At 70.6% G+C, this 24,376-nt stretch carries 24 protein-coding genes and 2 riboswitches; of the genes, 13 read left to right on the plus strand and 11 right to left on the minus strand.

The features are described 5' to 3' along the window. Positions 1-82 precede the first annotated feature (82 nt). A complete protein-coding gene (gene nagA / locus AB0M73_RS08930; RefSeq protein ID WP_363888760.1) occupies positions 83-1,270 on the plus strand; it encodes an N-acetylglucosamine-6-phosphate deacetylase in 1,188 nt (395 codons plus the stop codon). 102 nt (positions 1,271-1,372) lie between these two features. On the opposite strand, the gene AB0M73_RS08935 is transcribed toward nagA, so the two are convergent. The 4 genes from AB0M73_RS08935 to AB0M73_RS08950 all read right to left on the minus strand — a co-directional run bounded on the left by AB0M73_RS08935 (position 1,373) and on the right by AB0M73_RS08950 (position 5,553). After that, on the minus strand, positions 1,373-2,425 hold the full coding sequence (locus tag AB0M73_RS08935; RefSeq protein WP_363888762.1) for an SIS domain-containing protein: 1,053 nt from the start codon (positions 2,423-2,425) through the stop codon (positions 1,373-1,375). 84 nt (positions 2,426-2,509) lie between these two features. Continuing rightward, the gene (locus AB0M73_RS08940; RefSeq protein ID WP_363888764.1) at positions 2,510-3,331 is read right to left on the minus strand and encodes a carbohydrate ABC transporter permease; all 822 of its coding nucleotides are present in this window, start codon (positions 3,329-3,331) and stop codon (positions 2,510-2,512) included. 1 nt (position 3,332) lies between these two features. Next, on the minus strand, positions 3,333-4,328 hold the full coding sequence (locus tag AB0M73_RS08945) for a sugar ABC transporter permease (RefSeq protein ID WP_363888767.1): 996 nt from the start codon (positions 4,326-4,328) through the stop codon (positions 3,333-3,335). Positions 4,329-4,332: 4 nt separating this feature from the next. Continuing rightward, positions 4,333-5,553: an extracellular solute-binding protein gene (locus tag AB0M73_RS08950; protein ID WP_363888770.1), complete on the minus strand. Its 1,221-nt coding sequence runs from the start codon at positions 5,551-5,553 to the stop codon at positions 4,333-4,335. Positions 5,554-5,847: 294 nt separating this feature from the next. Here AB0M73_RS08950 and AB0M73_RS08955 point away from each other — a divergent pair, with 294 nt between their 5' ends. Further along, positions 5,848-6,612, plus strand: coding sequence for a GntR family transcriptional regulator (locus tag AB0M73_RS08955; protein WP_363888773.1), 765 nt, complete (start codon positions 5,848-5,850; stop codon positions 6,610-6,612). Between the two features lie 5 nt (positions 6,613-6,617). Here the strand turns inward: AB0M73_RS08955 and AB0M73_RS08960 are convergent, their stop codons facing one another. Further along, positions 6,618-8,336: an IlvD/Edd family dehydratase gene (locus tag AB0M73_RS08960; RefSeq protein WP_363888776.1), complete on the minus strand. Its 1,719-nt coding sequence runs from the start codon at positions 8,334-8,336 to the stop codon at positions 6,618-6,620. Between the two features lie 134 nt (positions 8,337-8,470). Between AB0M73_RS08960 and AB0M73_RS08965 the strand changes: the two genes are divergently transcribed. From AB0M73_RS08965 to AB0M73_RS08975, 3 genes are all read left to right on the plus strand, one after another. Then, on the plus strand, positions 8,471-9,997 hold the full coding sequence (locus AB0M73_RS08965) for an MFS transporter (protein ID WP_363888777.1): 1,527 nt from the start codon (positions 8,471-8,473) through the stop codon (positions 9,995-9,997). Between the two features lie 87 nt (positions 9,998-10,084). After that, a complete protein-coding gene (locus AB0M73_RS08970) occupies positions 10,085-10,753 on the plus strand; it encodes a hypothetical protein (protein ID WP_363888780.1) in 669 nt (222 codons plus the stop codon). 727 nt (positions 10,754-11,480) lie between these two features. Beyond that, entirely contained in the window at positions 11,481-12,413 is a 933-nt protein-coding gene (locus AB0M73_RS08975) for a S1 family peptidase (RefSeq protein ID WP_363888783.1), read from the plus strand. A 188-nt stretch (positions 12,414-12,601) separates the two neighbouring features. Here the strand turns inward: AB0M73_RS08975 and thiE are convergent, their stop codons facing one another. After that, on the minus strand, positions 12,602-13,246 hold the full coding sequence (gene thiE / locus AB0M73_RS08980) for a thiamine phosphate synthase (protein WP_363888786.1): 645 nt from the start codon (positions 13,244-13,246) through the stop codon (positions 12,602-12,604). 19 nt (positions 13,247-13,265) lie between these two features. Next, positions 13,266-13,375, plus strand: a riboswitch (TPP riboswitch). Here thiE and thiO point away from each other — a divergent pair. The 4 genes from thiO to AB0M73_RS09000 all read left to right on the plus strand — a co-directional run bounded on the left by thiO (position 13,371) and on the right by AB0M73_RS09000 (position 15,921). Continuing rightward, positions 13,371-14,474 carry a glycine oxidase ThiO gene (gene thiO / locus AB0M73_RS08985; RefSeq protein ID WP_363888790.1) on the plus strand — a complete coding sequence of 368 codons (1,104 nt, stop codon included), beginning with the start codon at positions 13,371-13,373 and terminating at the stop codon, positions 14,472-14,474. It overlaps the preceding riboswitch by 5 nt. A gap of 2 nt (positions 14,475-14,476) precedes the next feature. Continuing rightward, positions 14,477-14,677: a sulfur carrier protein ThiS gene (gene thiS / locus AB0M73_RS08990; RefSeq protein WP_043719713.1), complete on the plus strand. Its 201-nt coding sequence runs from the start codon at positions 14,477-14,479 to the stop codon at positions 14,675-14,677. Positions 14,678-14,680: 3 nt separating this feature from the next. Then, on the plus strand, positions 14,681-15,436 hold the full coding sequence (locus AB0M73_RS08995; protein ID WP_043719712.1) for a thiazole synthase: 756 nt from the start codon (positions 14,681-14,683) through the stop codon (positions 15,434-15,436). Between the two features lie 50 nt (positions 15,437-15,486). Continuing rightward, entirely contained in the window at positions 15,487-15,921 is a 435-nt protein-coding gene (locus AB0M73_RS09000) for a MarR family transcriptional regulator (RefSeq protein ID WP_363889150.1), read from the plus strand. On the opposite strand, the gene AB0M73_RS09005 is transcribed toward AB0M73_RS09000, so the two are convergent. Next, a complete protein-coding gene (locus tag AB0M73_RS09005; protein ID WP_363888795.1) occupies positions 15,901-16,839 on the minus strand; it encodes an NADP-dependent oxidoreductase in 939 nt (312 codons plus the stop codon). The two genes, AB0M73_RS09000 and AB0M73_RS09005, sit on opposite strands and share 21 nt — an antisense overlap. Before the next feature lie 93 nt (positions 16,840-16,932). On the opposite strand from AB0M73_RS09005, the gene AB0M73_RS09010 reads away from it, so the two are divergent. Continuing rightward, positions 16,933-17,319, plus strand: coding sequence for a helix-turn-helix domain-containing protein (locus AB0M73_RS09010; RefSeq protein ID WP_363888798.1), 387 nt, complete (start codon positions 16,933-16,935; stop codon positions 17,317-17,319). 70 nt (positions 17,320-17,389) lie between these two features. On the opposite strand, the gene thiD is transcribed toward AB0M73_RS09010, so the two are convergent. Continuing rightward, a complete protein-coding gene (gene thiD, locus AB0M73_RS09015) occupies positions 17,390-18,217 on the minus strand; it encodes a bifunctional hydroxymethylpyrimidine kinase/phosphomethylpyrimidine kinase (protein WP_363888800.1) in 828 nt (275 codons plus the stop codon). Then, positions 18,214-19,878: a phosphomethylpyrimidine synthase ThiC gene (gene thiC, locus AB0M73_RS09020; RefSeq protein ID WP_363888803.1), complete on the minus strand. Its 1,665-nt coding sequence runs from the start codon at positions 19,876-19,878 to the stop codon at positions 18,214-18,216. Before thiC ends, thiD begins: the two co-directional genes overlap by 4 nt. Continuing rightward, positions 19,871-20,001, minus strand: a riboswitch (TPP riboswitch). Its footprint overlaps the gene before it by 8 nt. A 68-nt stretch (positions 20,002-20,069) precedes the next feature. Here thiC and AB0M73_RS09025 point away from each other — a divergent pair. From AB0M73_RS09025 to AB0M73_RS09035, 3 genes are read left to right on the plus strand one after another with little or no spacing between them, the layout of a single operon-like run. Then, positions 20,070-20,702: a hypothetical protein gene (locus AB0M73_RS09025; RefSeq protein ID WP_363888806.1), complete on the plus strand. Its 633-nt coding sequence runs from the start codon at positions 20,070-20,072 to the stop codon at positions 20,700-20,702. A 34-nt stretch (positions 20,703-20,736) separates the two neighbouring features. Further along, on the plus strand, positions 20,737-21,660 hold the full coding sequence (locus AB0M73_RS09030; protein WP_363888809.1) for an aldo/keto reductase: 924 nt from the start codon (positions 20,737-20,739) through the stop codon (positions 21,658-21,660). 47 nt (positions 21,661-21,707) lie between these two features. After that, positions 21,708-22,661: a quinone oxidoreductase gene (locus AB0M73_RS09035; RefSeq protein WP_363888811.1), complete on the plus strand. Its 954-nt coding sequence runs from the start codon at positions 21,708-21,710 to the stop codon at positions 22,659-22,661. On the opposite strand, the gene AB0M73_RS09040 is transcribed toward AB0M73_RS09035, so the two are convergent. Then, positions 22,650-23,552: a nucleotide disphospho-sugar-binding domain-containing protein gene (locus AB0M73_RS09040; RefSeq protein ID WP_363888814.1), complete on the minus strand. Its 903-nt coding sequence runs from the start codon at positions 23,550-23,552 to the stop codon at positions 22,650-22,652. The two genes, AB0M73_RS09035 and AB0M73_RS09040, sit on opposite strands and share 12 nt — an antisense overlap. 117 nt (positions 23,553-23,669) lie before the next feature. Next, positions 23,670-24,263, minus strand: coding sequence for a peptide deformylase (locus AB0M73_RS09045; protein WP_363888818.1), 594 nt, complete (start codon positions 24,261-24,263; stop codon positions 23,670-23,672). Positions 24,264-24,376: the final 113 nt, after the last annotated feature.

Raw genomic sequence — 24,376 nt, forward strand, 5'->3', positions numbered from 1 at the left:
ATGATCAGATGGTTGACAATTGACTGGACGTTTGGCCGCCACTGCCCGTACCGTCTAATGGTCTGGACCAATGGAGGGCAATTTGGACGCCGTAGTCGCAGCGCCACGAGCACTCGTCGGCGGGGCCATGACCGGCCCGGTCGCGGTGCGGATCCGGGGTGGCCGTTTCGTCGACGTCACCGAGGACCACGCCGGCGCGACCGAGGTGCTGACCACCGGCCTGCTCACCGCGGGCCTGGTCGACGTCCAGATCAACGGGGCCTTCGGGGTCGACTTCGCCGACGTCGACGCGGCGTCGATGCGCACCGTCGCGGAGTCCTTGCCGTCCACCGGCGTGACCCGCTTTCTCCCCACGCTGATCACCGCGCCGGTGCCGACGGTGCTGCGCCAGGCCCACGCGGTCGTCGCCGCCTCGGCCGCGCTGCCCACGACCGGCGTCGCTCGGCCGCTCGGACTGCACCTGGAAGGCCCCTTCCTGTCCCCGGCCCGGCCGGGCGTGCACGACGCCAGCGTGATGGTCCCGCCCGCGCCGGCCAACCTCGACCGGCTGCTGGCCGACGAGATCGTCGCTGCCGCGCTGCGGATCGTCACCATGGCCCCCGAGCTGCCCGGCGGCCTGGAGGCCGTGCGGCGGCTGGTGGACGCCGGCGTGATCGTGTCGGTAGGCCACAGCAATGCCACCGCCGCCCAGACCACCGCGGCCGCCGATGCCGGCGCGTCGATGGTCACGCACCTGTTCAACGCCCAGAGCCCGCTGACGCACCGCGAACCCGGCGTCCCCGGCATCGCGCTGACCGACAACCGCTTCACCCTCGGCCTCATCGCCGATCTCGCGCACGTCGTGGGCCCGATCTGCCGGCTCGTCTTCGCCGCCGCCGGCCCGCGCGTCGCCCTGGTGACGGATGCTGTCGCCGCGGCCGGCATGCCGCCCGGCCGCTACCGCCTCGGCGGCGCCGATGTTCTGCTCACCGAGGCCGGTGTGCCCCGCTCGCCCGACGGCACCATCGCCGGCAGCGCTCTCACCCTGGACCGCGCGGTCCGCAACATCGTCTCGTTGGGAGTGTCCGAACAGGACGCTCTCATCGCCGCCACCCGTACCCCGGCCAACGTCATCGGGGAGAAGTGGTTGGGCCGCATCGCCCCGGGCGCCGTCGCCGACCTCGTGTGGTGGGACGACGACCTTCGCCCCCGCAAGGTCTGGGTGGACGGCGAGGTCGCCTTCGACGCCGAGGTCGACGACTACGCCGAACTAGCCACCGCCGGCAACTAAAACCACCAGCCGGAAACCGCGAGTCCCGCTCTCGGGCAACCATGTGTCGAGTTCCGTAACTCGACACTCAGTTGCTGGAGAGCGGGACTCGCGGTTTTGGCGTCAGCGGGTTTTGGTGACCTTGTTGAGGCCGCGGGGGCTGTCGGGGTCGCCGCCGCGGGCCAGCGAGAGGCCCAGGGCCAGGCGCTGTATGGGGAGGACCTCAAGGATGGGGGCGACCTCCTCGGCGGTCTCGGCCACCGGGATGCGCAGCGCCGCCGACACCCGGGAGGCGGCGGAACCCACGGCGAAGACGTCCGCCCCACGGGAGTGGATGACGTCCAGGACCTCGCTCATGGCCGTCCCGCCCTTGCCGGAGCTGGTGATGGCCAGGACCCCGGTCTCGGCGTCCACGGCGGCGACGGGCCCGTGCAGGAGGTCGGCGCCGCTGTACGAGCGGGCCGACAGGTAGCTGGTCTCGGCCAGCTTGAGGGCGGCCTCGGCGGCGGTGGCCGACGAGTAGCCCCGGCCGGTGGTGAGCACCCGGTCGACGAAGCGGAAGCGCTGCACCGCCTCCTGGACCGCCGCGGCGGAGTCGTCGAGGGTCTGCTGGGCCAGCTCGCCCAGGGCCGCGGCGTGCTCGGCCGAGCCGCCGCGGACGGCGTCGACGAGCAGGTACAGGGCCAGCAGCGTGGCCGAGTAGGTCTTGGTGGCGGCGACGGCCAGCTCGGGACCGGCGCCGACGTCGACGGAGAGCTCCGCGGCGTGGTTGAGGGGCGAGTCGGGCGTGTTGGTGACGGCGACGGTGAGCGCGCCGCGGGCCCGCGCGGACTCGGTGACCTCAAGCAGGTCGGGCGACCCGCCGCTCTGGCTGACCGAGATGAGCAGCACGTCGGTCAGGTCGGGCTGGGCGCCGTACAGCGTGGTGGTGGACGGCGACACCAGCCCGGCCGGCAGCTGGAGCAGCACCTCGATGAGGTACTTGGCGTACAGCGCCGCGTGGTCGCTGGAGCCACGCGCGGCGAGCAGGGCGAACCGGGGACGCCGCGCGGACACCTGCGCCGCGATCTCGGCGATCTCGCCGCGACGCGCGACCAGATCGGCGAAGATCTTGGGCTGCGAGGCGACCTCGGCACTCATGTGCTGCCCGGCCGAAGGTTCGGTCTGGCGGGTCATGATCGTGCTCCTTGAGTTCTGGGTCCTGTGGCGGCGATCCCAGGTCCGTCGTGCCCCTGACGGTAGTGCATCCGCGGCCGGGTCTCAGCCCTTGACCGCGCCGGCCGTCACCCCCGACACCAGGTTGCGCTGCACGAACAGGAAGAAAACCAGCACCGGCAACGTGAACACGGTCGAGGCGGCCATCGCGCCGCCCCAGTCCGTCCCGAATACCGAGACGAAGCTGGACAGCCACACCGGCAGCGTGACGTTGCCGTTCTGGAGGAACGTCAGCGCGTACAGGAACTCGTTCCACGCCGTCACGAAGCTGAACACCGAGGTGGCGACCAGGCCGGGGCCCAGCAGCGGCAGGGTGACCCGGCGGAACGCCGCCCACCGGCCGCAGCCGTCGACCATGGCGGCCTCCTCCAGGTCCACCGGGATGCCCTTGACGAAGCCGCGCAGCGTCCACGCGGTGAACGGCAGGGCGGCCGCGAAGTAGACCAGGATCAGCCCGGGCAGGGCGTGCAGCAGGTCGAACGAGCGGATCATCAGGAACATCGGGATGAGCAGCGCCTCGAACGGGGCCATCTGCGCCACCAGCACCAGCAGCAGGAAACCCTTGCGCCCGCGGAAGCGCAGCCGGGCCAGCGGCACCGCCGCCAGCAGGCCGGCGATCAGCGCGAAGGCCACCGCGGACAGGGCCACGATCACGCTGTTCTCCAGCGAGCTGAGGAAGCCCTCCTTGCCGATGCCGTCGACGAAGTGCTGGAAGGTCAGGCCCAGCGGCACCAGGTCGTAGTCGTCGGACAGCAGCTGGTTGGCCGGCTTGAGCGCGGTGGCGATCATCCAGTAGATCGGGAACGCGAACAGCAGCGCGACCAGCAGGCCGACCGCCGAGACGAGCCGCTTCTTGGTCCGCCCCATGTCAGTCCACCTCCTCGGTGCGCAGCATCAGCCGCAGGTTCTGGGCGGTGAGCACGACCAGGCAGAGGATCATGATCACGCTGACCGCCGCCGCCGCGCCGAAGTGGCTGGTGGCGATGCCCTTGAGGTACTGGAGCACGGGCAGCGTCTGGCTGCCGCCGTCGGGACCGCCCATGCGGATGGCCCAGACCTGGGTGAACACCTTGAAGTCCCACAGCAGGGACAGGAAGATCACCACGTTGACCAGCGGCCGCAGCGCGGTCCAGGTCACCGCGCGGAAGGTCTGCCAGCTGCTGGCGCCGTCCAGACCCGCCGCCTCGTACAGGTCCGCCGGCACTCCCAGCACGCCGGCGTACAGGGTGAAGGCCACGAACGGGATGCCCTGCCAGGTGATCAGGATGACGATCACCGTCATGGTGCTCAACCCGGTCTGGAACCACGAGTAGTGGTGGAAGCTGGTGAAACCCAGCTCGACCAGTGTCTTGTTCAGGATCCCGTAGTTCTGGTCGAACATCCACTGGAACACCGTGGTGGCGGCCAGGATGGGCATCGCCCACGCCAGCACCAGGGCCAGCTGGAGCACGACCCGGACCCAGCCGTGCATGTGCTTCATCAGCAGCGCCACCAGCAGGCCGCCGCCGACGGTGCAGACCACGCAGGCCGCGGTGAACAGCACGGTCCGCAGCGTGTCCGCCCAGAACACGTCGTCGGTCAGGATGTTGCGGAAGTTGTCCAGACCGTTCCAGACGACCTTGCCCGAGACGAGTTCGCCCAGGTCGAGCTTCTGGAAGCTGGTCAGGAACACGGACAGCACCGGCCAGCCGAGCATCACCAGGATGGTCGCCGTGGCCGGCAGCAGGAGCAGGTACGGCAGCGTGCGCTGGCTGAACAGCCGGCGCACGAACCTGCCGATCCCCGACCCACCGTCCGAGACAGTGGAACGCGGCGCCGGCGGGGTGGTCCCCGCCGGCACCGCGGCCTTCGTCGTCACCGACACCAGGTCAGCTCGCGCTCAACGACTTGTTGATCGCGGCGTCCGCGTCGGCGACGGCCTGGTCCAGGCTCTTCTGGCCGGTCAGGTACGCGGTCAGCGCGGCCTTGATCGGGTTGTCCGCCTCGACCGCGGCCCACTTCGGGGTGGTCGGGGTGCCCTTGCCGTTCTTGGCGCCCGCGGCCATCGCCTTGCCGGTCGCGGTGCTGTCCAGCGCGCTGCTGTCGGTCGAGGTGCCCGGCACGACGCCGTTGGCGGCCAACTGGCCCTGGTACTTGGCGCTGGTCTCGATCTTCAGCCAGTCCTTGGCCAGGTCGGCGTTCTTGGAGTTGGCCGGGATGGCCAGGTCCGAGCCGCCGAGGAAGACCGGCGCGGTCTTGCCCGCGGTCTTGGACGGGATCGGGAACGCGCCGAACTTGCCCTTCAGGGCCGGGTTGGCCTTCTCCACCGCGGCCAGCTCGTAGCCGAAGCCGATGAAGCTGGCGGTGGTGCCCTTGGCGACCACGTCGGACTGCTGCGGGGTGGCCTCGTCGGCGTCCTTGGGCGCCGGCGAGCCGGAGGTGTCGCCGAGCTTCTTGTAGAACTCGAACGCCGCCTTGCCGGCCGGCGAGTTGATCGCCGACTTCCAGGTGTCGCCGCTGCTGGTGGCCAGGTCACCGCCCTGGTCCCACAGGAACGACAGCCAGACGTACCAGTCCTGGCCCGGCAGGTAGAGCGGGTCGATGCCGCCCGGCAGCCCCTTGAGCTTGGTCAGGTCGGCCAGCCACTCGTCGTTCGAGGTGGGCGGCGCGGTGATGCCGGCCTGCTGGAACAGGTCGGTGCGGTAGATGACCGCGCGGTTGGCCGCGTAGAACGGCACGCCGAACTGCTTGCCCTGCCACGCGCCCTCGTCCTTGAGCGCGGACAGCCACTGGCTGCCGTTGAGGTCGCCCACCGCGTCGGTGACGTCGAGCAGGGTCCCGGTCGAGCTGTACTGCGCGACCTGGGTGTTGCCCAGCTCGATGACGTCCGGCCCGCCGCTGGTCAGCGCCGTGGTCAGCTTCTGACCGATGCCGTTCCACTGCTGGACCTCGTACTTGACCTTGACGCCCGGGTGCGCGTCCTCGAAGTCCTTGTCGATCGCCGCGACCGTGGCGTCCGGCGCGGAGCCGCTCATCAGCCAGACCGTGAGGGTCTTGTCACCACCGCCGCTGCCACTGTTCGAACCACCGCCGCAACCGGCTGCGATCATCGACACCGCAGCGACGCCCGCCGCCGCCGCGATCCACTTTCTACGCAGCCCACTCTGAGGGAGCACAGTTCTCCGCCCTTCAACCCCGGCTCACCTGCCGGACACCGTGTTTGGTGCAGACCAATTTGGTGTAGACCAATGAGGAAAAAGGGTGTGCCGTGCCACACTCGATGTCAAGGTCGTTGCGAGACCGTTGCAAAGTCATCCGACGAATGACCGGGGGTGTGATCGCGCAGCCAGCGGTTGACAAGGCATCCTGTTCGCTGGGGAGTGGGCGATCGTTAGGAGGAGGCCATGCTCGAAACCTCGCCGGCCGGTGGCAACGACGCCGGGCTGCGATCGCGTGCGCAGCGTGAGCCCAAGTACTGGGGGCTCAAGCGGCATCTGCTCGACCTGTTGCGGTCCATGCCGCCCGGGTCGCCGATACCGACGGAACGCTCGCTCGCGGCGGATTTCGACGTCTCGCGCACCACGGTCCGGCAAGCGCTTGCCGAGCTGACGGTCGAGGGTCGGTTGCTGCGGGTGCAGGGCAAGGGCACGTTCGCCGCCGAACCCAAGGTGGCGCAGCGCTTGCAGCTGTCTTCGTACACACAGGACATGCTGGCCCAGGGCCGGCAGCCGTCCTCGCGGCTGTTGGAGGCCTCGGAGGAGGCGGCCGACGCCGAGCTGGCCCGCTACCTGGGCGTGCGGGCCGGGGCCAAGGTGCTGCGCCTGCACCGGCTGCGGCTGGCCGACGGCGAGCCGATGGCGCTGGAGACCACGCACCTGGCGCTGGGCCGGTTCCGTGGCCTGCGGCGCTACGTCAGCTCCGGCGGCTCGCTCTACCAGGTGCTGCGGGAGCGGTTCGGGGTGGAGATGGGGCACGCCGAGGAGACCATCGAGACCGCGCTGGCCACGCCCGAGGAGGCGGAGCTGCTCGGCGCCGACATCGGGCTGCCGATGCTGCTGCTGTCCCGGCACTCCTTCGACACCGAGGGCAACCCGGTGGAGTGGGTGCGCTCGGTGTACCGGGGCGACCGGTACAAGTTCGTGGCCACGCTGAACCGGCCGAGCGCCTGATCGTCTCAGTGGTTTCCGGGGGGCACCGGCGCTCCTGAGCCGCCGACGAGGAAGTCCAGGTCGGCGCCGTGGTCGGCCTGGCCGACGTGGTCGACGTAGAGCCGCACCCAGCCCCGCTCGGCCGCGCGGACCGGCGGCGTCCACGCCGCGCGGCGGGCGGCGAGCTCGGCTTCGTCCACGGCCAGGTGCAGCCGGCGCTGCTCGACGTCGAGCTCGATGACGTCGCCGTCGCGGACGAGGGCCAACGGGCCGCCGACCGCGGACTCCGGGGCCACGTGCAGCACCACCGTGCCGAAGGCGGTGCCGCTCATCCGGCCGTCGGAGATGCGCACGGCATCGTCCACACCGGACTCGAGCAGCTTGCGGGGCAACCCGAAGTTGCCGACCTCCGGCATGCCGGGGAAGCCGCGCGGGCCGACGCCGGTCAGCACGAACACGCTGTCCCGGTCGCATTCGACAGTATCGATGCGGGCGTGGAGGTCCTCGACACCGTGGAACACCACGGCGCGGCCGGTGTGCCGCAGCAGCGAGGCTGACGCCGCGGCCGGCTTGATGATCGCCCCGTCCGGCGCGAGATTGCCGCGCAGCACGGCCAGTCCGGCGTCCGTCCGCAGTGGATCGGCCGCGGTCCGGATCACCTCTCGGTCGAACACCTCGGCGTCGGCGACGTTCTCGGCCAGCGTCCCGCCGGTCACGGTGATCGCGTCCGGATGCGGCAGCCGGTCGCCGAGCTCGCGCAGCACCGCCGGCAGGCCGCCGGCGTAGCAGAAGTCCTCCATGAGGAACTTGCCCGCCGGCATCAGGTCCACCAGCAGCGGCACCGAGCGGCCCAGCCGGTCCAGGTCGTCGAGGTCGAACGGCACGCCCAGCCGGCCGGCCAGGGCCAGCAGGTGCACCGCGAAGTTGCTGGAGCCGCCGATCGCCGCGTTCACGACCACGGCGTTCTCCAGCGCCTGCCGGGTGGCGATGGCCGACATCGGGACGTTCTCGCGCACCAGTTCCACGATGCGGATGCCGGTCACGTGGGCCATCGCGCGGCGGCGTGAGTCCACCGCCGGCAGCGCGGCCATGCCGGGCAGCGACAGCCCCATCGACTCGGCCCAGCAGCCCATCGTGGACGCGGTGCCCATGGTGTTGCAGTGTCCGGCCGAGCGGGACATGCAGGCCTCGGCGGCGTTCATGTCGGCCTGGGACATGGCGCCGGTGCGACGGGCGTCGGCGAACCGCCAGACATCGGTGCCGGAGCCCAGCTGCTTGCCGCGGAACCGGCCGTTGAGCATCGGGCCGCCGCCGACCACCATGGTCGGCAGGTCGACGCTGGCCGCGCCCATCAGCAGGGCCGGCGTGGTCTTGTCGCAGCCGGTCAGCAGGACGACGCCGTCCAGCGGGTTGGCCCGCAGCGTCTCCTCGACGTCCATCGAGACCAGGTTGCGGAACAGCATGGTGGTGGGGCGCATCAGGATCTCGCCGAGCGAGGTGACCGGGAACTCCATGGGCAGGCCGCCCGCCTCGTACACGCCGCGCTTGACGAACTCGGCGATTTCCCGCAGGTGGGCGTTGCAGGGCGTGAGATCGCTGGCGGTCTGGCAGATGCCGATCACCGGCCGCCCGTCGAAGGCCTGGTCGGGATGGCCCTGGTTGCGCAGCCAGGACCGATGGGTGAAGCCCAGCACGCCCTGGTCGCCGAACCAGCTGTGACTGCGGAGTGCTCGCTTGTCGGCCATGCCCTCCGACGCTAGCCATCGCCGGGCCCGCCTGGGAAGTTCGAGCACGGCCGTTTCCGACAGAAGTGACACGAAGTCGTGCCTCGTTCCACCTCAGCTTGCGCCGGTCCGTGCGGCGGGAACACAGTGCAGCCATGACCACTCCGGGCAACGCGCTCACCGGCGTTCGGTGGGGCAGTCCGCAGGCCCGCGGCGTGCTCGCCGCCACCGTCTGCGGCTCCGGCATGGCGATGCTCGACGGCACGGTCGTCAACGTCGCCCTGCCCAAGATCGGCGCCGAGTTCACCGCCTCGGTGACCGGCCTGCAGTGGGTGCTCGACGGCTACCTGCTGTCGCTGGCCTCCCTGATCCTCGTCGCCGGCTCCCTGGGCGACCGCTACGGCCGGCGCCGGGTGTTCGAGATCGGAGTCGTCTGGTTCGGCCTGGCGTCCGTCCTGTGCGGCCTGGCCCCCACCACCGGCGTGCTGGTGGCCGCACGGGTCCTCCAGGGCATCGGAGGGGCCCTGCTGACCCCGGGCTCGCTGGCGATCCTGCAGTCGGCCTTCGCCCACGACGACCGGGCCCGGGCCATCGGCGCGTGGTCGGGTCTCGGCGGCGTGGCCACGGCGGTCGGGCCGCTGGTCGGCGGCCTGCTGATCCAGGCCTGGTCGTGGCGGCTGGCGTTCCTGGTCAACGTGCCGGTCGCGGTCCTGTGCATCTACCTGTGCCGCCGCTACGTGCCCGAGTCCAAGGACTCACAGATGAAGGGCCATCCCGAGGTGCTCGGCACGGTGTTGTGCGCGCTGGGGCTGGCCGGCGTCACCGGGGCGCTGGTCGAAGGGCCGGCGCGGGGCATGACCGACCCGATCGTGCTGGTCGCGATCATCGTCGGCGTGCTCTCGCTGGCCGGCTTCTGCGTCCTCCAGGTCCGCGAGCGGGACCCGCTGGTCCCGCCCGACCTGTTCGCCAACCGCACGTTCACCGTGTCCAACCTGCTGACGTTCATGCTCTACGCGGCGCTCGGCGGCGTGATGATGCTGATGGTCATGCAGCTGCAGGTGTCCATGCACTACCCGCCGGTACTGGCCGGCCTGGCCGGGCTGCCGATCACGGTGATCATGCTGTTGGGCTCCGCGCAGTCCGGGAAGCTCGCCCAGCGCATCGGCCCGCGCCTCCAGTTGATCGTCGGCCCGGTCCTGGTCGGCGCCGGCATGCTCATGCTGCGCTGGGCGGTGCCGGGGTCGTCCTATCTCACGGGCGTGCTGCCGGGCGTCGTGGTGTTCGGCCTCGGCCTGGTGATCGCCGTCGCGCCGGTGACGGCGACCGTGCTGGCCGCGGCCCCCGACCGGCACGCGGGCGTGGCCTCGGGCGTGAACAACGCGGTGGCCAGGACGGGTTCGTTGCTCGCGGTGGCCGTGCTGCCGGCGGCGGCCGGCATCACCGGCGAGAAGTACGCCGATCCGACCGCGTTGACCGCCGGTTGGCAGATGGCCCTGCTGATTTGCGCAATCGCCGCCGTCATCGGGGGTTTGATCGCCTTCTGGGTGGACAACCGAGTTCTCGGCCAGGCGCCCAGCCCCGCCGTTGTCGAGGATTCCCCGCATCCGGGGGATTGCCTGCACTGCGGCGTGGAAGGGCCGCCGACCCACGTGGTGCCGCATCATTCGTCCACAGTGGACTGAACGGGGTGTTCGTGCTCACCATCGCCCAACCCCGGGAGTGCCCGCCGCGTCTTGTGCGTTGACAGGTGCAGTAGGGGATTGGGAGCGATGAGCGAGGAGCACAGCACGAAACGGCTGGAGATCAAGCCGACTCAGGTCACGGCGGGCGCGCTGGCGTCCGTGACGGCGGCCGTGTTGGGGTCGAAACTGGGCGTCGCGGGCACCATCACCGGAGCCGGGCTGGCCAGCGTGGTCGGCACCGTCGGCACGGCGATGTACGAGCGGTCCATCCAGGCCGCCCGCAGCCGCGTGACCGCCCGTATCAGGACGGATGAGCAGCCGCCGGTCGGCGCGTCGCACGACGCCGAGACCGTGCGGCTGATGGTCGCGCCGCCCAAGGAGGAGGAGGCCGGCAAGCGCCGGTGGCCGATGATGGTCGCCGCCGTCGGCGTGGCCTTCGTGCTCGGCATGGGCGTGCTGACCGGCGTGGAGCTGCTGAGCGGCCACGCCACCGCCGGCAACGGCGACCGCACCACCGTCGGCGCGCTGTTCGGGCAGTCGGGGCAGGGCGGCAACTCGCACCCGACGAGCACCCCGCCGCCGACCACCACCGAGACGTCCACGTCGAGCACCACGCCCACGACCACGTCCAGCACGCCGCCGTCATCCACGTCGACCAGCACATCGACGTCCACGAGCCCGTCGACCACGACCACGACGACAACCTCGCAGCAGCTGACCGGCACGAGCGGCAATCCGCCGCCGGGGGCGAACTAGGTCCCGCACGGCCGCGCGCGAACTAGCCGCTGATCGCGCTGCTCGCCAGGGGCCAACCGGGCTGCCGCCGATTCGGGTAGTCCGACTGCCACCGATAGGCCGAACGGTCATGAGGACGTCCGGACGGGCAAAGGATCGCGGTCAGCGGTATGGAACAGCATTTATGCGCGACGTTACTTAAACGTCAAGTGTTAACCGCTACGCGTCGTACCCATGCGGTCGGATCTTGTGACACGCTTTGCGCCCGATCGGACTCTCGGCCGAAGGACATTCGGCGGCGTGCCCGGCGGGACGGATTTCCGGGGGAGGCGAAGTTTGGCGGCTTTCGCAGCGACCACCGTGACTCACCACGCTAGACATAGCGAGTCGAGAGTCAGAGGTGGGGGGAAGGTGGGGCGACCCCTGCCGCCGCCCCACCGCCCGTCCCCCTGAAAGGCTCGGGAAGGGGTCCCTGCAACCGCCACTCCCGAGTCCCCGCATCCGAAGATGAGGGAGACGTCTGATGAACCGCATTGCTGCGGCTCGCATCACCGGCGCTGCCCTGTTGTCCATCGGCCTCGCCGCTACTGTCAGCGTACCGGCAGCGGCAGCTTCTGCGCCCGTCTCTGTCGATACGTCCACGAATGGTGTGGTCATATCACCCGATGTAGCGAGCGCGTTGCAGCGTGATCTGGGGTTGTCACCCGCTCGGGCGATGGTGACATTCGCTCAACAGAATCGTGCCGATGTGCAGGTCGCAACGCTGCGCACTGTTCTCGGGCCGATCTTCGCCGGCTCCTGGTTCGACGCCGCGGCCGGCGAGGCCGTCGTGGCGGTGACCGACGTCACAGCCCTCGCGCGTGTACGCGCCGCGGGCGTTGAGGCAAGGGTTGTCACCCGAACGGACGCGCAACTGACCGCCGTCGCAGACGGACTCCGCCAGAAGCAGGTGCCGGCCGGGGTGGTCGGCTGGTACGTCGACCTGCCGACCGACCAGGTCGTGGTGCAGGTTCTGGACCGTTCGCCGGCCACCGAGGCCTTCCTGGCGACGGCCGGTGCGGCCGTCCGCGCGCAGGCCGTGACCGAGCGACCGAAGCCGCTGTACGCCGTTCGCGGCGGCGACGCGTGGTACGGATCGAACTTCCGGTGCTCGGTCGGCTTCAGCGCCACCGACGCCGCCGGCGGCAAACACTTCGTGACCGCCGGCCATTGCACGGCCGGCGGCGGTGCTGCATCCGGGTACAACCAGGTTTCACTCGGTCGGATCAACGGCAGCCACTTCGGCTCCGGCGGGGACTACGGCAAGGTCGACGTGACCAGCGGCCAGTGGACGCTGTCCGGGACCGTGGCCAGCGGCGGAGGCGCCGTGGCCGTCAAGGGCTCCGCCGAGGCCGCCGTCGGCGCCGCGGTCTGCCGCTCCGGCTCCACCACCGGCTGGCACTGCGGCACCATCCAGGCCAAGAACCAGACCGTCGTCTACCAGCAGGGCACCGTCACCGGCCTGACCAGGACCAACGTCTGCGCCGAGCCCGGCGACTCCGGCGGCGCCTGGATCAGCGGCAACCAGGCCCAGGGCGTCACCTCCGGCGGCTCCGGTGACTGCACGCACGGCGGCACCACGTACTTCAGCCCGGTGAACCCGGCGCTGAGCACCTACGGACTACGGCTCGTGACGAGCTGATTCCCCGGTGGGCTCCCCCTGCAAGCCCACCACCGCCCCGGCGGCCGGCACCCCTCCCTGCAAGCCGGCCGCCGGGGCTTTTTTTGTTCTACGTGAGTGGCTCATTTCGCTTCCAGGGGCACCTGAGTGGCTCAGGTGCCCGAAAACGCGAAATGAGCCACTCACGTAGCGAAAAAACGCCGCCGGGCCTAGGCGAGGCGGGCCTTCAACGCCTCGGCCGCCGCACGGGGGTCCTCCGCCGCCGTGATGGCCCGCACGACCACGATCCGCTGCGCGCCGGCGGCCAGGACCTCGTCCAGGCGGGGCAGGTCGATGCCGCCGATGGCGAACCAAGGCCGCTCTGATGTCACATGGCGCACCAGATCCAGCCCTGGCGCCGGCCGACCGGGCTTGGTGGGTGTCGGCCAACAGGGGCCCGTGCAGAAGTAGTCCACGCCGGCCTCCGCGGCGGCGGCGTCGGCCTGCGCGAAGTCGTGGGTGGACCGGCCGATGGCGATGTCGTCGCCGGCGATGCGGCGGGCCAACGGCACGGGCAGGTCGTCCTGGCCGAGGTGCAGGACGTCGGCCCCGGCCGCGACGGCGATGTCGGCGCGGTCGTTGACCGACAGCAGGGCCCCGTGGCGGGCGCAGGCCTCGGCGATCACCTCCAGCGCCGCGAGCTCGTGACGGGCCTCCATGCCCTTGTCCCGCAGCTGCACGATGTCCACGCCGCCGGCGAGGGCGGCGTCGACGAACTCGGCGAGGTCGCCGGTCCCGGTGCGGGCGTCGGTGCACAGGTACAGCCGTGCGTCGGCGAGCCGCTTCCTGATCTGATCTCCATCCAGTGCTGGCACGGGTGCTACGGTAGAACCCAGTGGTCCGCACGGGAGCCTGGAGGAACCGGGCTGAGAGGGAGCTTGCCAGCTCTGACCGTCGAACCTGATCCGGGTCATGCCGGCGCAGGGAGCGTGATGTGTCGTGAAGATCGCCGTTGTCGGTGGTGGGGTCGTCGGTCTGTCGGTCGCCTGGGCGGCCGCCGAGGCGGGCCACCAGGTCCAGCTGATCGATGCCGCGCCGGGTTCGGGCGCGTCCTGGGTGGCGGGCGGCATGCTCGCGCCGGTCACGGAGGCGTGGCCGGGCGAGGAACACGTGCTGGCCCTGGGCAGCGCGTCGCTGGACCGCTGGCCGGATTTCGCCGCCAGACTGGAAAAGAACGGTGGCCTCCGCACAGAGGGAACCCTGGTCGTCGCGGTTGATGCGGCCGACCGGGAGGAGCTCGACGGGGTCGCCGACTTCCTGGGCCGACTGGGCCGCGAGGTCGAGAAGGTCAACGCCCGCGAGGCCCGGCGGTTGGAGCCCTCGCTCGGCACATCCGTCCGAAGTGGACTGTTGGTGCCCGGGGACCTGGCCGTGGACAACAGGGTGCTGCTGACCGCGTTGCGCAAGGCGGCGGTGGATGCCGGCACGCAGCCGATCGCGGTCGCCGCGACCAGCGTCAGCGCGGGCGAAGTGCTGCTGGCCAACGGATCCACCGTGGACTGCGATGTCGTGGTGCTGGCCGCGGGCGCCTGGAGCGGCGGCCTGTACGAAGGGCTGGCCAAGGTCATCCGGCCGGTCAAGGGCGAGGTGCTGCGGCTGAAAGCCCGCGACGGGGCCCTTGATCCGCCGAAACGAACGGTCCGGGCCCTGGTCGAGGGCCGGCAGGTCTACCTGGTGCCGAGGGACGGCCGAGGCCTGGTGCTGGGCGCGACCCAGTACGAAGCGGGCTTCGACACCGAGGTGACGGTCGGTGGCGTGCGGGATCTGCTGCGCGACGCCGAACGCGTGCTGCCGGGGATCGGGGAGTACGCGGTGGTGGAATGCGCCGCCGGCCTGCGCCCCGGCAGCCCCGACAACCTGCCGCTGCTGGGCTGGCTGGAGCCGGGCGTGCTGGCCGCGACGGGCCATCACCGAAACGGCATCCTGCTCGCCCCGATCACCGCCGAGGCGGTGGTCGACCTACTGGCCGGCCGTGAACCCCCGGAACCGGCGCGTGCCGCCGATCCGGGCCGACTGCTCGCCGTTTCCAACGGGGGAGGCTGAAAGTGCTGGTCGTGGTCAACGGGACCGAGCGCGAACTGGCCGACGGGGCCACCGTCGCCGACGCGCTCGCCGCCATCGCCGCCCCGCCGCAGGGCATCGCGGTGGCGCTGGACGGCGAGGTCGTGCCGCGCGCCGACTGGGCGGAGACGGTGATCGAGGCCGGCGGCGCCATCGAGGTGCTCACCGCGGTGCAGGGAGGCTGAAGCGTGGACGATCCGTTTGTCATCGCCGACCGCGAGTTCGGCTCGCGCCTGGTCATGGGCACCGGCGGCGCGGCCAACCTGGCCGTGCTGGAACGGGCGCTGCTGGCCGCCGGCACCGAGCTGACCACCGTCGCCATGCGGCGGATGGACGCCGCCGGCGGCACGGGCGTGCTGGACCTGTTGCGCCGCCTGGGAATTGAGCCGCTGCCGAACACCGCGGGCTGCCGGACGGCGGCGGAGGCGGTGCTCACGGCCCGGCTGGCCCGGGAGGCCCTGGAGACCAACTGGGTGAAGCTGGAGGTCGTCGCCGACGACCGGACCCTGCTGCCGGACTCCGTGGAGCTGCTCGACGCCGCCCAGCAGTTGGTCGACGACGGCTTCGTGGTGCTGCCCTACACCAACGACGACCCGGTGCTGGCGCTGCGGCTGGAGGAGGTGGGCTGCGCCGCCGTGATGCCGCTGGGTTCCCCCATCGGCACCGGTCTCGGCATCCGCAACCCGCACAACATCGAGCTGATCGTCTCCCGTGCGAGCGTGCCGGTGATCCTCGACGCCGGCATCGGCACCGCCTCCGACGCCGCCCAGGCCATGGAGCTGGGCTGCTCGGCCGTGCTGCTGGCCACCGCCGTCACCCGTGCGCAGGACCCGGAGCGCATGGCGGCGGCGATGCGTGGGGCAGTGGAAGCAGGCCGTTCGGCCCTACTTGCGGGGAGAATTCCGCAACGCTTCTGGGCGCAGGCCTCCTCCCCGGCTCGTTGAGTCATCATGAACGAGAGGTGCCACCAACCCGAGGAGTGAGTGTCGTGGCGATGTCGACGACGACGGCTACGGTCGACGAGACCACGCGGCTGTACCTGGCGGTCGGCCGGTTGTCCCGGATCCTGCGCCGCAGCGGGTCCCCCGGCCTCGGCCAGGGCTCGATCTCGGCCCTGGCCACGCTGGCCTACAAGGGGCCGATGCGGCTGGGCGACCTGGCCGCGCGGGAGGGGGTGGCCCCGCCGACGCTGTCCCGGATCATCGCCGCGCTGGTGGAGTCCGGCTACGTGATGCGGGAGGCCGACCCGCAGGACGGCCGCGCGTCGCTGGTGCGGGCCACGCCGGAGGGCGAGCGGATCATGGCCGGGGTCCGCTCCGAGCGGCTGCACGAGTTGCACAACCGCCTGGAGCGGCTGACCGAGGAGCAGCGGACCGCGCTGGCCGCCGCCGTGCCGGCGCTGGAGGCCCTAGTGTCCGAGGACGTCTAGCACCAGCTTGCCGGTGAGCTGGTTGGACGCGCCGATTTCGTGCGCCTTGCCGGCCTCGGCCAGCGGGAGCACCTGGTCGACGTGGACGGTCAGCTTGCCGTCGGCGATCAGGTCGAGCAGGGCCAGCAGACCGCGCTGGTCCGGCTCGACGAGGATGCCGGTGGCGCGGACGCCGAGCTCGGCGGCCTTGGCCGCCAGCGCGTCGTCGACGCCGCCGGGCACGGCGAACACGGTGCCGCCCGGCTTGAGCACGTCCGCGGAGCGCAGCGCGTTGTCGCCGCCGATCAGGTCGAACACCACGTCCACGTCCTTGGCGACCTGGGTGAAGTCGGTGGTGGTGTAGTCGATCGGCTCGTCGACGCCGATGCCCCGCAGGAAGTCGTGCTTGAGCGTGCGGGCCGTGCCGTAGACGTAGGCGCCGTGGGCCTTGGCGATCTGGACCGCCAGGTGGCCCACGCCGCCGGCCGCGGCGTGTACGAGCACCTTCTGCCCGGGCTGAACCTTGGCGTCGTCGACCAGCGCCTGCCACGCCGTCAGCCCGGCCAGGGGCAGCGCGGCGGCCTCGAAAACGCCGAGGTCGGCCGGCTTGCGCACGAAGTGCCGCGACGGGGCGACGACGTACTCGCCGTAGCCGCCGGCCTGCTTCGGGAACAGCGGCATGCCCAGCACCTCGTCGCCCGGCTTGAGCCAGCTGACCCCGAAGCCGACGCGTTCGACCGTGCCGGCGACGTCCCAGCCCAGCACGAACGGCGGCGTGCCGAGGAACACGCCGTGCTCGCGGGTCTTCCAGTCCACCGGGTTCACGCCCGCCGCGTGCACCCGCACCTCGATCTCCGTCGGCCCCGGCTCGGGTCGCTCGACCTCGACCACCTTGAGCACGTCCGGTCCGCCCAGCTCGGTCTGGCGCACGACTCGCATCTTCGTTCCCTTCCCATCCAATGGTGACTACGTCATCTTGGGATAGGTGGTACACATCCGCCAGTACGCACTAATTTGTAAAGTAGGTACCTGATGGAAACCGCCTGGGACCCGTATCTGCTGGCCTGCCCGTGCCGGGACGTGCTGGACCTGGTGGCCAACAAGTGGACCGCGCTGATGGTCGGCAAGCTGGCCCAGCGTCCGCACCGGTTCGGCGAGCTGCGCCGCGAGGTGGCCGGCATCACGCCCAAGGTGCTCACCCAGAACCTGCGCAGCCTGGAGCGGGACGGCCTGGTCACGCGCAAGGTCTATCCGACAACGCCGCCGAGCGTGGAGTACGCGCTGACGCCGCTGGGCGAGAGCATCAGCGGCTACCTGATCGCGCTGAACAACTGGACCGCCGCCAACTTCGCCGAGATCAAACGAGCCCGCGAAGCCTACGACGCCGCCGCAGCCGCCCTACCCCAACCCATCACCTGACGTCAGGGCTTCAGAGTTCGGAAGGGACCATTCCTCTACTCGGAGTGGAGGAATGGTCCCTTCACGTCATCTAGAAGCGGTCGTCCGACAGACGCCAGAAGTTCGACACGGGACCGACGCCCGCGCCCAGGGGGTAGGCGTTCTTCACGGCCTGCACGATGAAGCGCTTGCCGAACTCGACGGCGGCCGGCATGGTCGCGCCCTTGGCCAGGGCCGAGGTGATCGACGAGGCCAGGGTGTCGCCGCTGCCGTGCGTGTCCTTGACGTCGAAGCGCGGCCCGGGCAGCTCGATCACGGCCACGCCGTCGTACAGGATGTCCACGCACTCCGGGTCGGCCCGCAGATGCCCGGCCTTGATCAGCACCCACTGCGGCCCGAAGTCGAACATGGCCTTGGCCGCGTCGAGCATCTGGTCCCGGCGCGTCACGTCGATGCCGGTCAGCAGCCGCACCTCGTCGAGATTCGGCGTGACGAGCGATGCTCGCGGAAACAGCAGATTCTTCAGCCCCGCCAAAGCATTGTCGTGCAGCAGCTGGTCGCCGTGCATGGACGCCGACACCGGGTCGACCACGAACGGGACCTTCCGCGCCCGCCCGATGCCCACGTTGTCGCACGCCGCGGCGACCGCCTCGATGATCGCCGCCGACGCCAGCATGCCGGTTTTTGCCGCCGTGACACCGATATCGGTGACCACCGCCTCGATCTGCGCGGCCACCACCTCGGGCGGGATCTCGTGGAAACCCGAGACCCCGACCGAGTTCTGCACGGTGACCGCGGTGACCGCGGTGGTGGCGTGCACGCCGCAGGCGAAGAACGTGCGGCAGTCGGCGTGCACCCCCGCCCCACCGCCGGAATCGGTGCCGGCGATGGTCAAAGCCCGCGGGGGAGTCGAGTTCACGACTCCACTACCGGTAGGTAGACCTGCTTGCCGTGCGCCGAGAACTCCTGCGACATCTCCGCCATTCCCGCCTCGATCGCTTCCACAGAGGACAAGTTGTGCTCCTCAGCGTACTTGCGCACGTCCTGGGTGATGCGCATCGAGCAGAACTTGGGCCCGCACATGGAGCAGAAGTGCGCGGTCTTGGCGGCTTCGACCGGCAGCGTCTCGTCGTGGTAGGACCGCGCGGTGTCGGGGTCGAGCGACAGGTTGAACTGGTCGGTCCAGCGGAACTCGAAGCGGGCCTTGGACAGCGCGTCGTCCCGCTCCTGGGCCTTGGGGTGCCCCTTGGCCAGGTCGGCCGAATGCGCGGCGATCTTGTACGTGATCACGCCGACCTTCACGTCGTCCCGGTTGGGCAGGCCGAGGTGCTCCTTGGGTGTGACATAGCAGAGCATCGCGGTGCCGGCCCAGGCGATCTGGGCGGCCCCGATGGCCGAGGTGATGTGGTCGTAGGCCGGCGCGATGTCGGTGGCCAGCGGGCCGAGCGTGTAGAACGGCGCCTCGCCGCAGAGCTCCTCCTCCAGCCGCACGTTCTCCACGATCTTGTGCATCGGCACGTGGCCGGGGCCCTCGATCATCACCTGCACGTCCTTCGCGCGGGCGATGTGCGTGAGCTCGCCGAGGGTGCGCAGCTCGGCGAACTGGGCGGCGTCGTTGGCGTCCGCGATGGACCCCGGGCGCAGCCCGTCGCCCAGCGAGAAGGTGACGTCATAGGCCCGCAGGATGTCGCAGAGTTCCTCGAAGTTGGTGTAGAGGAAGCTCTCCTGGTGGTGCGCGAGGCACCAGGCGGCCATGATCGAGCCGCCGCGGGACACGATGCCGGTGACCCGCTTGGCGGTCAGCGGCACGTACCGCAGCAGCACGCCGGCGTGCACGGTCATGTAGTCGACGCCCTGCTCGCACTGCTCGATCACGGTGTCCCGGTAGATCTCCCAGGACAGCTCGGTCGGATCCCCGTTCACCTTCTCCAGCGCCTGGTAGATCGGGACGGTGCCGACCGGGACCGGCGAGTTGCGCAGGATCCACTCCCGCGTCTCGTGGATCCGCTTGCCGGTGGACAGGTCCATGATGGTGTCGGCGCCCCAGCGGGCGGCCCACACCATCTTGTCCACCTCCTCCTCGATGGACGAGGAGACGGCCGAGTTGCCCATGTTGGCGTTGATCTTGACCAGGAACTTCTTGCCGATGATGGCCGGCTCGGACTCGGGATGGTTGCGGTTGACCGGGATCACGGCCCGGCCGATGGCGACCTCGCTGCGCACGAACTCGGGGTCGACGCCCTCGCGGGCGGCGCAGTAGGCCATCTCCTTGGTGATGATGCCGGCCTTGGCGTAGGCCAGCTGCGTCACCGCGCCGTTGACCGGCTCACGCTCGGCCACCCACGGCTCCCGCAGCTTGGACAGTCCACTCTGGACGTCGATCACCGCGGAGTCGTCGGTGTACGGGCCGGAGGTGTCGTACAGGTCAAGGTGTTCGCCGTTGGTGAGCTCCACGCGGCGCATGGGCACCCGGACCCCATCGAATCCAACACCGTTCGGGCCGTCCACGTAGACCTTGTGAGAACCCTGGATGGGACCGGTGGTCACGGTCGGCCGGACACGGTCGTCAAGGGACGTCATGGCGATTCCTCCCTACGCTGGCATTACCCAGTACAGGTTCAGGCGGTCGGCGGCACCGGATCGAAAAGTCGATCCAGCCGCCCTCTCAGCCCGCTTGTGGCGCGAGCTCCCGCGGTGTGTTCAGTTGTCGGCTCCCGACGCTAGCGAATGCGGCCGCTTCCTGCCAGCCTCGCTTCGCGTACCTTGTGCCGGTGGCAGACGATCAACCGTTTCCACCCGGCGCTCGACGGGCGGTCCGACCGACGACGGTCATCGACTGCCCGGCCTGCGGCGAGTTGGCCGGCCGCGGCTATCCCTCGTGCCTGGTGTGCGCGGAACTGGTCGACCAGTTCTGGACGCTGGACTGGCGGCCCCTGGTCGAGGTCTCCGGCATCCCGGAGCTGGAGCTGGCCGAGCTGGTGCTGCTGGAGGACGTCGGCAAGCTGCCGTGGACCTGCACCGACGTGGCCATGACGCTGACGCGCTGCCCGGCCTGCGGCGCGGAACTGGGCACCGGCGACCTGCCCTGCCTGCGCTGCCGGGTGGCCGACGAGAACCGCTGGGCCTGGGACCACATGGGCTATCCGGCCCGGATGACCGGCAACGAGCACGCCATGCGGGTGGCCCGGATGGTGCTGCGCTCGCCGCACCGGCAGCGCCAGACGGTGGTCCAGGGCTGGCGGCTGACCATGCCGTTCCTGCTGCTCGGGGAGCTGCCGACGACTTCGCAGGCCCAGCGGATCCGGGCCCATGTGCTGGCCGAGCGGTACGACGAGCTGGTGCGCTGCCGGTCGCTGCGCGAGCTGGCCGGGCTGCCCAGCGTGCCCTGGCGAAAAGAAGTTTGACCTGGAGTGCGCTCCAGCTAGTTGGATCGGCTCCATGGCGAACATGGGCATCGGGACCTGGGCGATGGGCGGCCCGTTCTTCGACGGCACGCAGGCGGTCGGCTGGGGGCCGACGGACGACGAGGAGTCGGCGCGGGCGCTGCGGCGGGCGGTGGAGCTGGGGGTGACCCTGTTCGACACCGCCGACGTGTACGGCACCGGGCACGCCGAGGAGCTGCTGGGCCAGGTGTTCGCCGGCCGGCGGGACGAGATCCGCATCGCCACCAAGTGGGGCAACGTGTTCGACCCCGCCACCCGGCAGATGACCGGCGGCGACGGCTCCGTGGCCTACATGCGCAAGGCGTTGACGGAGTCGCTGCGTCGGCTGCGCACCGACCACGTGGACATCTACCAGCTGCACCTAGGCGACCTGCCGTTCGATCAGGCCGCGGAGCTGCGCGATGCCCTCGACGACCTGGTCCTGGAGGGGCTGATCAGGGCGTACGGGTGGAGCACGGACGACCCCGAGCGGGCCAAGGCGTTCGGCTCGTACGTGCAGGCGGAGATGAACGTGCTGCACGACCGGCCGGACATGTATCCGGTGCTGGAGGATCACGACCTGACGATGCTGTGCCGAGGCCCGCTGGCGATGGGGCTGCTGACCGGCCGCGACTGGGCCTCGGCGTCCTTGCCGGACGACGACGTGCGGAACAAGGTGCCGGGTTGGATGCAGTTCTTCCGTGACGGCAAGCCGACGCCCGCGTTCGTCGAGCGGGTGGAGGCCGTCCGCGAGGTGCTGACCTCGGGCGGCCGCACGCTGACGCAGGGCGCGCTGGCGTGGATCTGGGCGCGGTGTGACCGGGCCGTGCCGATCCCCGGCTGCCGCACGGTGGCCCAGGTCGAGGAGAACGTAGGCGCGCTGGAGTTCGGGCCGTTGAAGCCGGACGAGCTGGCCGAGGTGCAGCGCCTGCTGGGCTGAGTTTTCTGTACTTGCTGGTCCATTTTTTGCCGCCTAAGTTCGATGGCATGCGAACAATTCACATCGACCGCCACGGCGGTCCCGAGGTGCTGGCCTGGACCGAGCGGCCCGATCCGACGCCCGGTCCGGGCCAGGCGGTCGTCCGCCCTTCGGCCATTGGCGTGAACTACATGGACATCGGGGCCCGGGAGACCGGCATGGGTGGCTGGGGCGCCCCGGTCACGCTGGGCGTCGAGGGCGCGGGCCGGATCGTGAGCGTCGGCGACGGTGTCGAGGACCTGGCCGTCGGCGACCGGGTGGCCTGGTTCTACGTGCCCGGCAGCTACGCCGAGCTCGTGCTCGCGCCGGCCGAGTCGCTGGTCAAGCTGCCCGACGACATCGACGACGAGACCGCGGCGGCGGTGATGATGCAGGGGCTGACCGCCAACCACTTCACCACCGAGACGTACGCGATCAAGCCCGGTGACACCGCCGTCGTGCACGCGGCGGCCGGTGGCGTCGGGCTGATGCTGACCCAGATGATCAAGGCCCGCGGCGGCACGTCCATCGGCCTGGTGTCCCGCCCGGAGAAGGTCGCCGCGGCTGAGGCCGACCACGTGCTGGTGTCCAGCGGCGGCGGCTTCGAGGACAAGATCCGCGAGCTGACCGCCGGCGAGGGCGCCCACGTGGTCTACGACGGCGGCGGCGCACCGACCTTCCGCTCCTCGCAGCTTTCCCTGCGCCGCCACGGCGTGCACGTCTACTACGGACCGTTCATGGGCGTGCCGACGCTGACGCCGATGGACCTGCCCAACAGCATCCTGTTGTCCTACGCGGCCGTCGGCGACCACGTGCCGACGCGGGAGGCGCTGATCCGCCGTAGCAGCGAGGTGTTCGCCATGGTCGGCAAGGGACAGATCACCGCGCGCATCGGCGGCCGCTACGCCCTGAAGGACGCCGCCCAGGCCCACGCCGACCTGGAATCCCGTGCCACCACGGGAAAGCTGCTGCTACTGCCGTAGATACGACGCCACCGCGTCAGCGATGCTGCCCAGCGCGTCGAGCCGCGCGTACTCGGCGGCCAGCCGCTTGGCGTTGCCCCGATAGGTCGGATCGGTCATGACGATCCGCACCGCCTTCTTGATCTCGTCCTCCGACGGCTTGTCCGTGGCCAGGTACAGCGCCGCCCCCGTGGCCGCGGCCCGGGTGTTGCTCTCCAGCTGGTCCGCCGAACGACCGGTCAGCACCAGCGGCCTGGCGTTGCGCAACGCCTGCTGCACGGTGTCGAAGGCGCCGTCGCTCACCACCACCTCGTCGGCGATCTTCCGCGACGGCAGCGTGCCGACGAAACGCACGTGCGAAGGCGTGTCGCTGCGGCGATAACTCAGTTCCTCCACGGACAACTGGAGAAACCGGTCCGCCGCCAGCACCGGCGCGTCCAGCACGAACGGCAGCGGGTCGTGCGTGACGCCGACCGACCGCATGGCCGCCACGAACTCCTCCTGCACGCCGCCCAGCGCGTCCCGGACGTACTCGTACGCCCGGCGATTGCGCTGGCGGCCGGCGGCCGTGCGGTCCGGCGGCAGGCCCAGGCCGGCCGGGGCGGTGTCGATGCTGCTCAGCGAATACGGCTCGGTGCCGACCAGGATCAGCGCCGCCGGCTTCGGGCCGGGCGCGCCGTAGCTGAGCGGCAACGTGCCCTGGAACGCCACATCGCCGACCACCACCGTCGGCTCGTCCGACTCGGCCAGCAGCCGGCACAGCCGCCGGTGCTGGTCGACCAGCACGCGGCCGGTCGGCGGCTCAAGGCCGGTGATCAGCTCCACCTCGTGGTCGCGATCGGTCAACGTGGCCGCGATCGTGCGCATCGCGTGCCGGTGCGAGGTGGTGGCCGTGACGACGACCCTGCCCATGACTGTGCCTCCCCAGGTGTGGCGCCCTACGGAAGGAAGACGTCCGTACACCCGGCCCGGATCAACGGGGCGAACGAACGGGCACGCAGAACCGCCCGGCCGTTCACATACGTGAGCTCAGTCCTCGTCCTCGTCCTCGTCGTCCGCGAACGGATCGGGCTCCACCGCCGGGTCCCAGGACAGGCCGGGCACGCCCCACCCGTTGCGCTTGACCATCTTCTTGGCCGCGCGGGCGTTGCGGCCCACCAGTCGGTCCAGGTAGAGCAGGCCGTCGAGGTGGTCGGTCTCGTGCTGCAGGCAGCGGGCGAAGAAGCCGGTGCCCTCCACCTCCAGGGGCTCGCCGTTGTCGTCGAAGCCGGTCACCTTGGCCCAGGTCGCCCGGCCCGTCGGGTACGTCTCGCCGGGCACCGACAGGCAGCCCTCGAAGTCGTCGTCCGGGTCGGGCATGCCCTCCGGCCGCTCCGAGGTGGTCAGCACCGGGTTGACGACAACTCCCTTGTGCCGCACGCCCTCGTCGTCCGGGCAGTCGTAGACGAACACCCGGCGGTCGACCCCGATCTGGTTGGCCGCGAGCCCGACGCCGTGCGCGGCGGCCATCGTCTCGTACAGGTCGCAGACCAGGGTGCGCAGCTCGTCGTCGAATTCCGTGATCGGGCGGGTCGGGGCGCTCAGCACCGGGTCGCCCACCACGCGGATCGGGTGAATCGCCATGTGACGACCCTAGGGGCCGGTTCGGCAAGATCATTGTCAGGGGTGGTCGGTAGGCTCTGCCGGATCGGGACGCGCCGGGGCTGGGCACGGTCCGAAGCAAGATCACGTGATTG

The organism is Kutzneria sp. NPDC051319 (genome assembly GCF_040682195.1).
GTDB lineage: Bacteria > Actinomycetota > Actinomycetes > Mycobacteriales > Pseudonocardiaceae > Kutzneria.

What these genes read in the sequence shown, in the direction of transcription:
- AB0M73_RS08935 (WP_363888762.1), bottom strand. Translation starts at nt 2,425, where the DNA reads ATGACCCGCCAGACCGAACCTTCGGCCGGGCAGCACATGAGTGCCGAG.
- AB0M73_RS08940 (WP_363888764.1), bottom strand. Translation starts at nt 3,331, where the DNA reads ATGGGGCGGACCAAGAAGCGGCTCGTCTCGGCGGTCGGCCTGCTGGTC.
- AB0M73_RS08950 (WP_363888770.1), bottom strand. Translation starts at nt 5,553, where the DNA reads ATGATCGCAGCCGGTTGCGGCGGTGGTTCGAACAGTGGCAGCGGCGGT.
- AB0M73_RS08955 (WP_363888773.1), top strand. Translation starts at nt 5,848, where the DNA reads ATGCTCGAAACCTCGCCGGCCGGTGGCAACGACGCCGGGCTGCGATCG.
- AB0M73_RS08960 (WP_363888776.1), bottom strand. Translation starts at nt 8,336, where the DNA reads ATGGCCGACAAGCGAGCACTCCGCAGTCACAGCTGGTTCGGCGACCAG.
- AB0M73_RS08965 (WP_363888777.1), top strand. Translation starts at nt 8,471, where the DNA reads ATGACCACTCCGGGCAACGCGCTCACCGGCGTTCGGTGGGGCAGTCCG.
- AB0M73_RS08970 (WP_363888780.1), top strand. Translation starts at nt 10,085, where the DNA reads ATGAGCGAGGAGCACAGCACGAAACGGCTGGAGATCAAGCCGACTCAG.
- AB0M73_RS09000 (WP_363889150.1), top strand. Translation starts at nt 15,487, where the DNA reads ATGTCGACGACGACGGCTACGGTCGACGAGACCACGCGGCTGTACCTG.
- AB0M73_RS09005 (WP_363888795.1), bottom strand. Translation starts at nt 16,839, where the DNA reads ATGCGAGTCGTGCGCCAGACCGAGCTGGGCGGACCGGACGTGCTCAAG.
- AB0M73_RS09010 (WP_363888798.1), top strand. Translation starts at nt 16,933, where the DNA reads ATGGAAACCGCCTGGGACCCGTATCTGCTGGCCTGCCCGTGCCGGGAC.
- thiC (WP_363888803.1), bottom strand. Translation starts at nt 19,878, where the DNA reads ATGACGTCCCTTGACGACCGTGTCCGGCCGACCGTGACCACCGGTCCC.
- AB0M73_RS09030 (WP_363888809.1), top strand. Translation starts at nt 20,737, where the DNA reads ATGGCGAACATGGGCATCGGGACCTGGGCGATGGGCGGCCCGTTCTTC.
- AB0M73_RS09035 (WP_363888811.1), top strand. Translation starts at nt 21,708, where the DNA reads ATGCGAACAATTCACATCGACCGCCACGGCGGTCCCGAGGTGCTGGCC.
- AB0M73_RS09040 (WP_363888814.1), bottom strand. Translation starts at nt 23,552, where the DNA reads ATGGGCAGGGTCGTCGTCACGGCCACCACCTCGCACCGGCACGCGATG.
- AB0M73_RS09045 (WP_363888818.1), bottom strand. Translation starts at nt 24,263, where the DNA reads ATGGCGATTCACCCGATCCGCGTGGTGGGCGACCCGGTGCTGAGCGCC.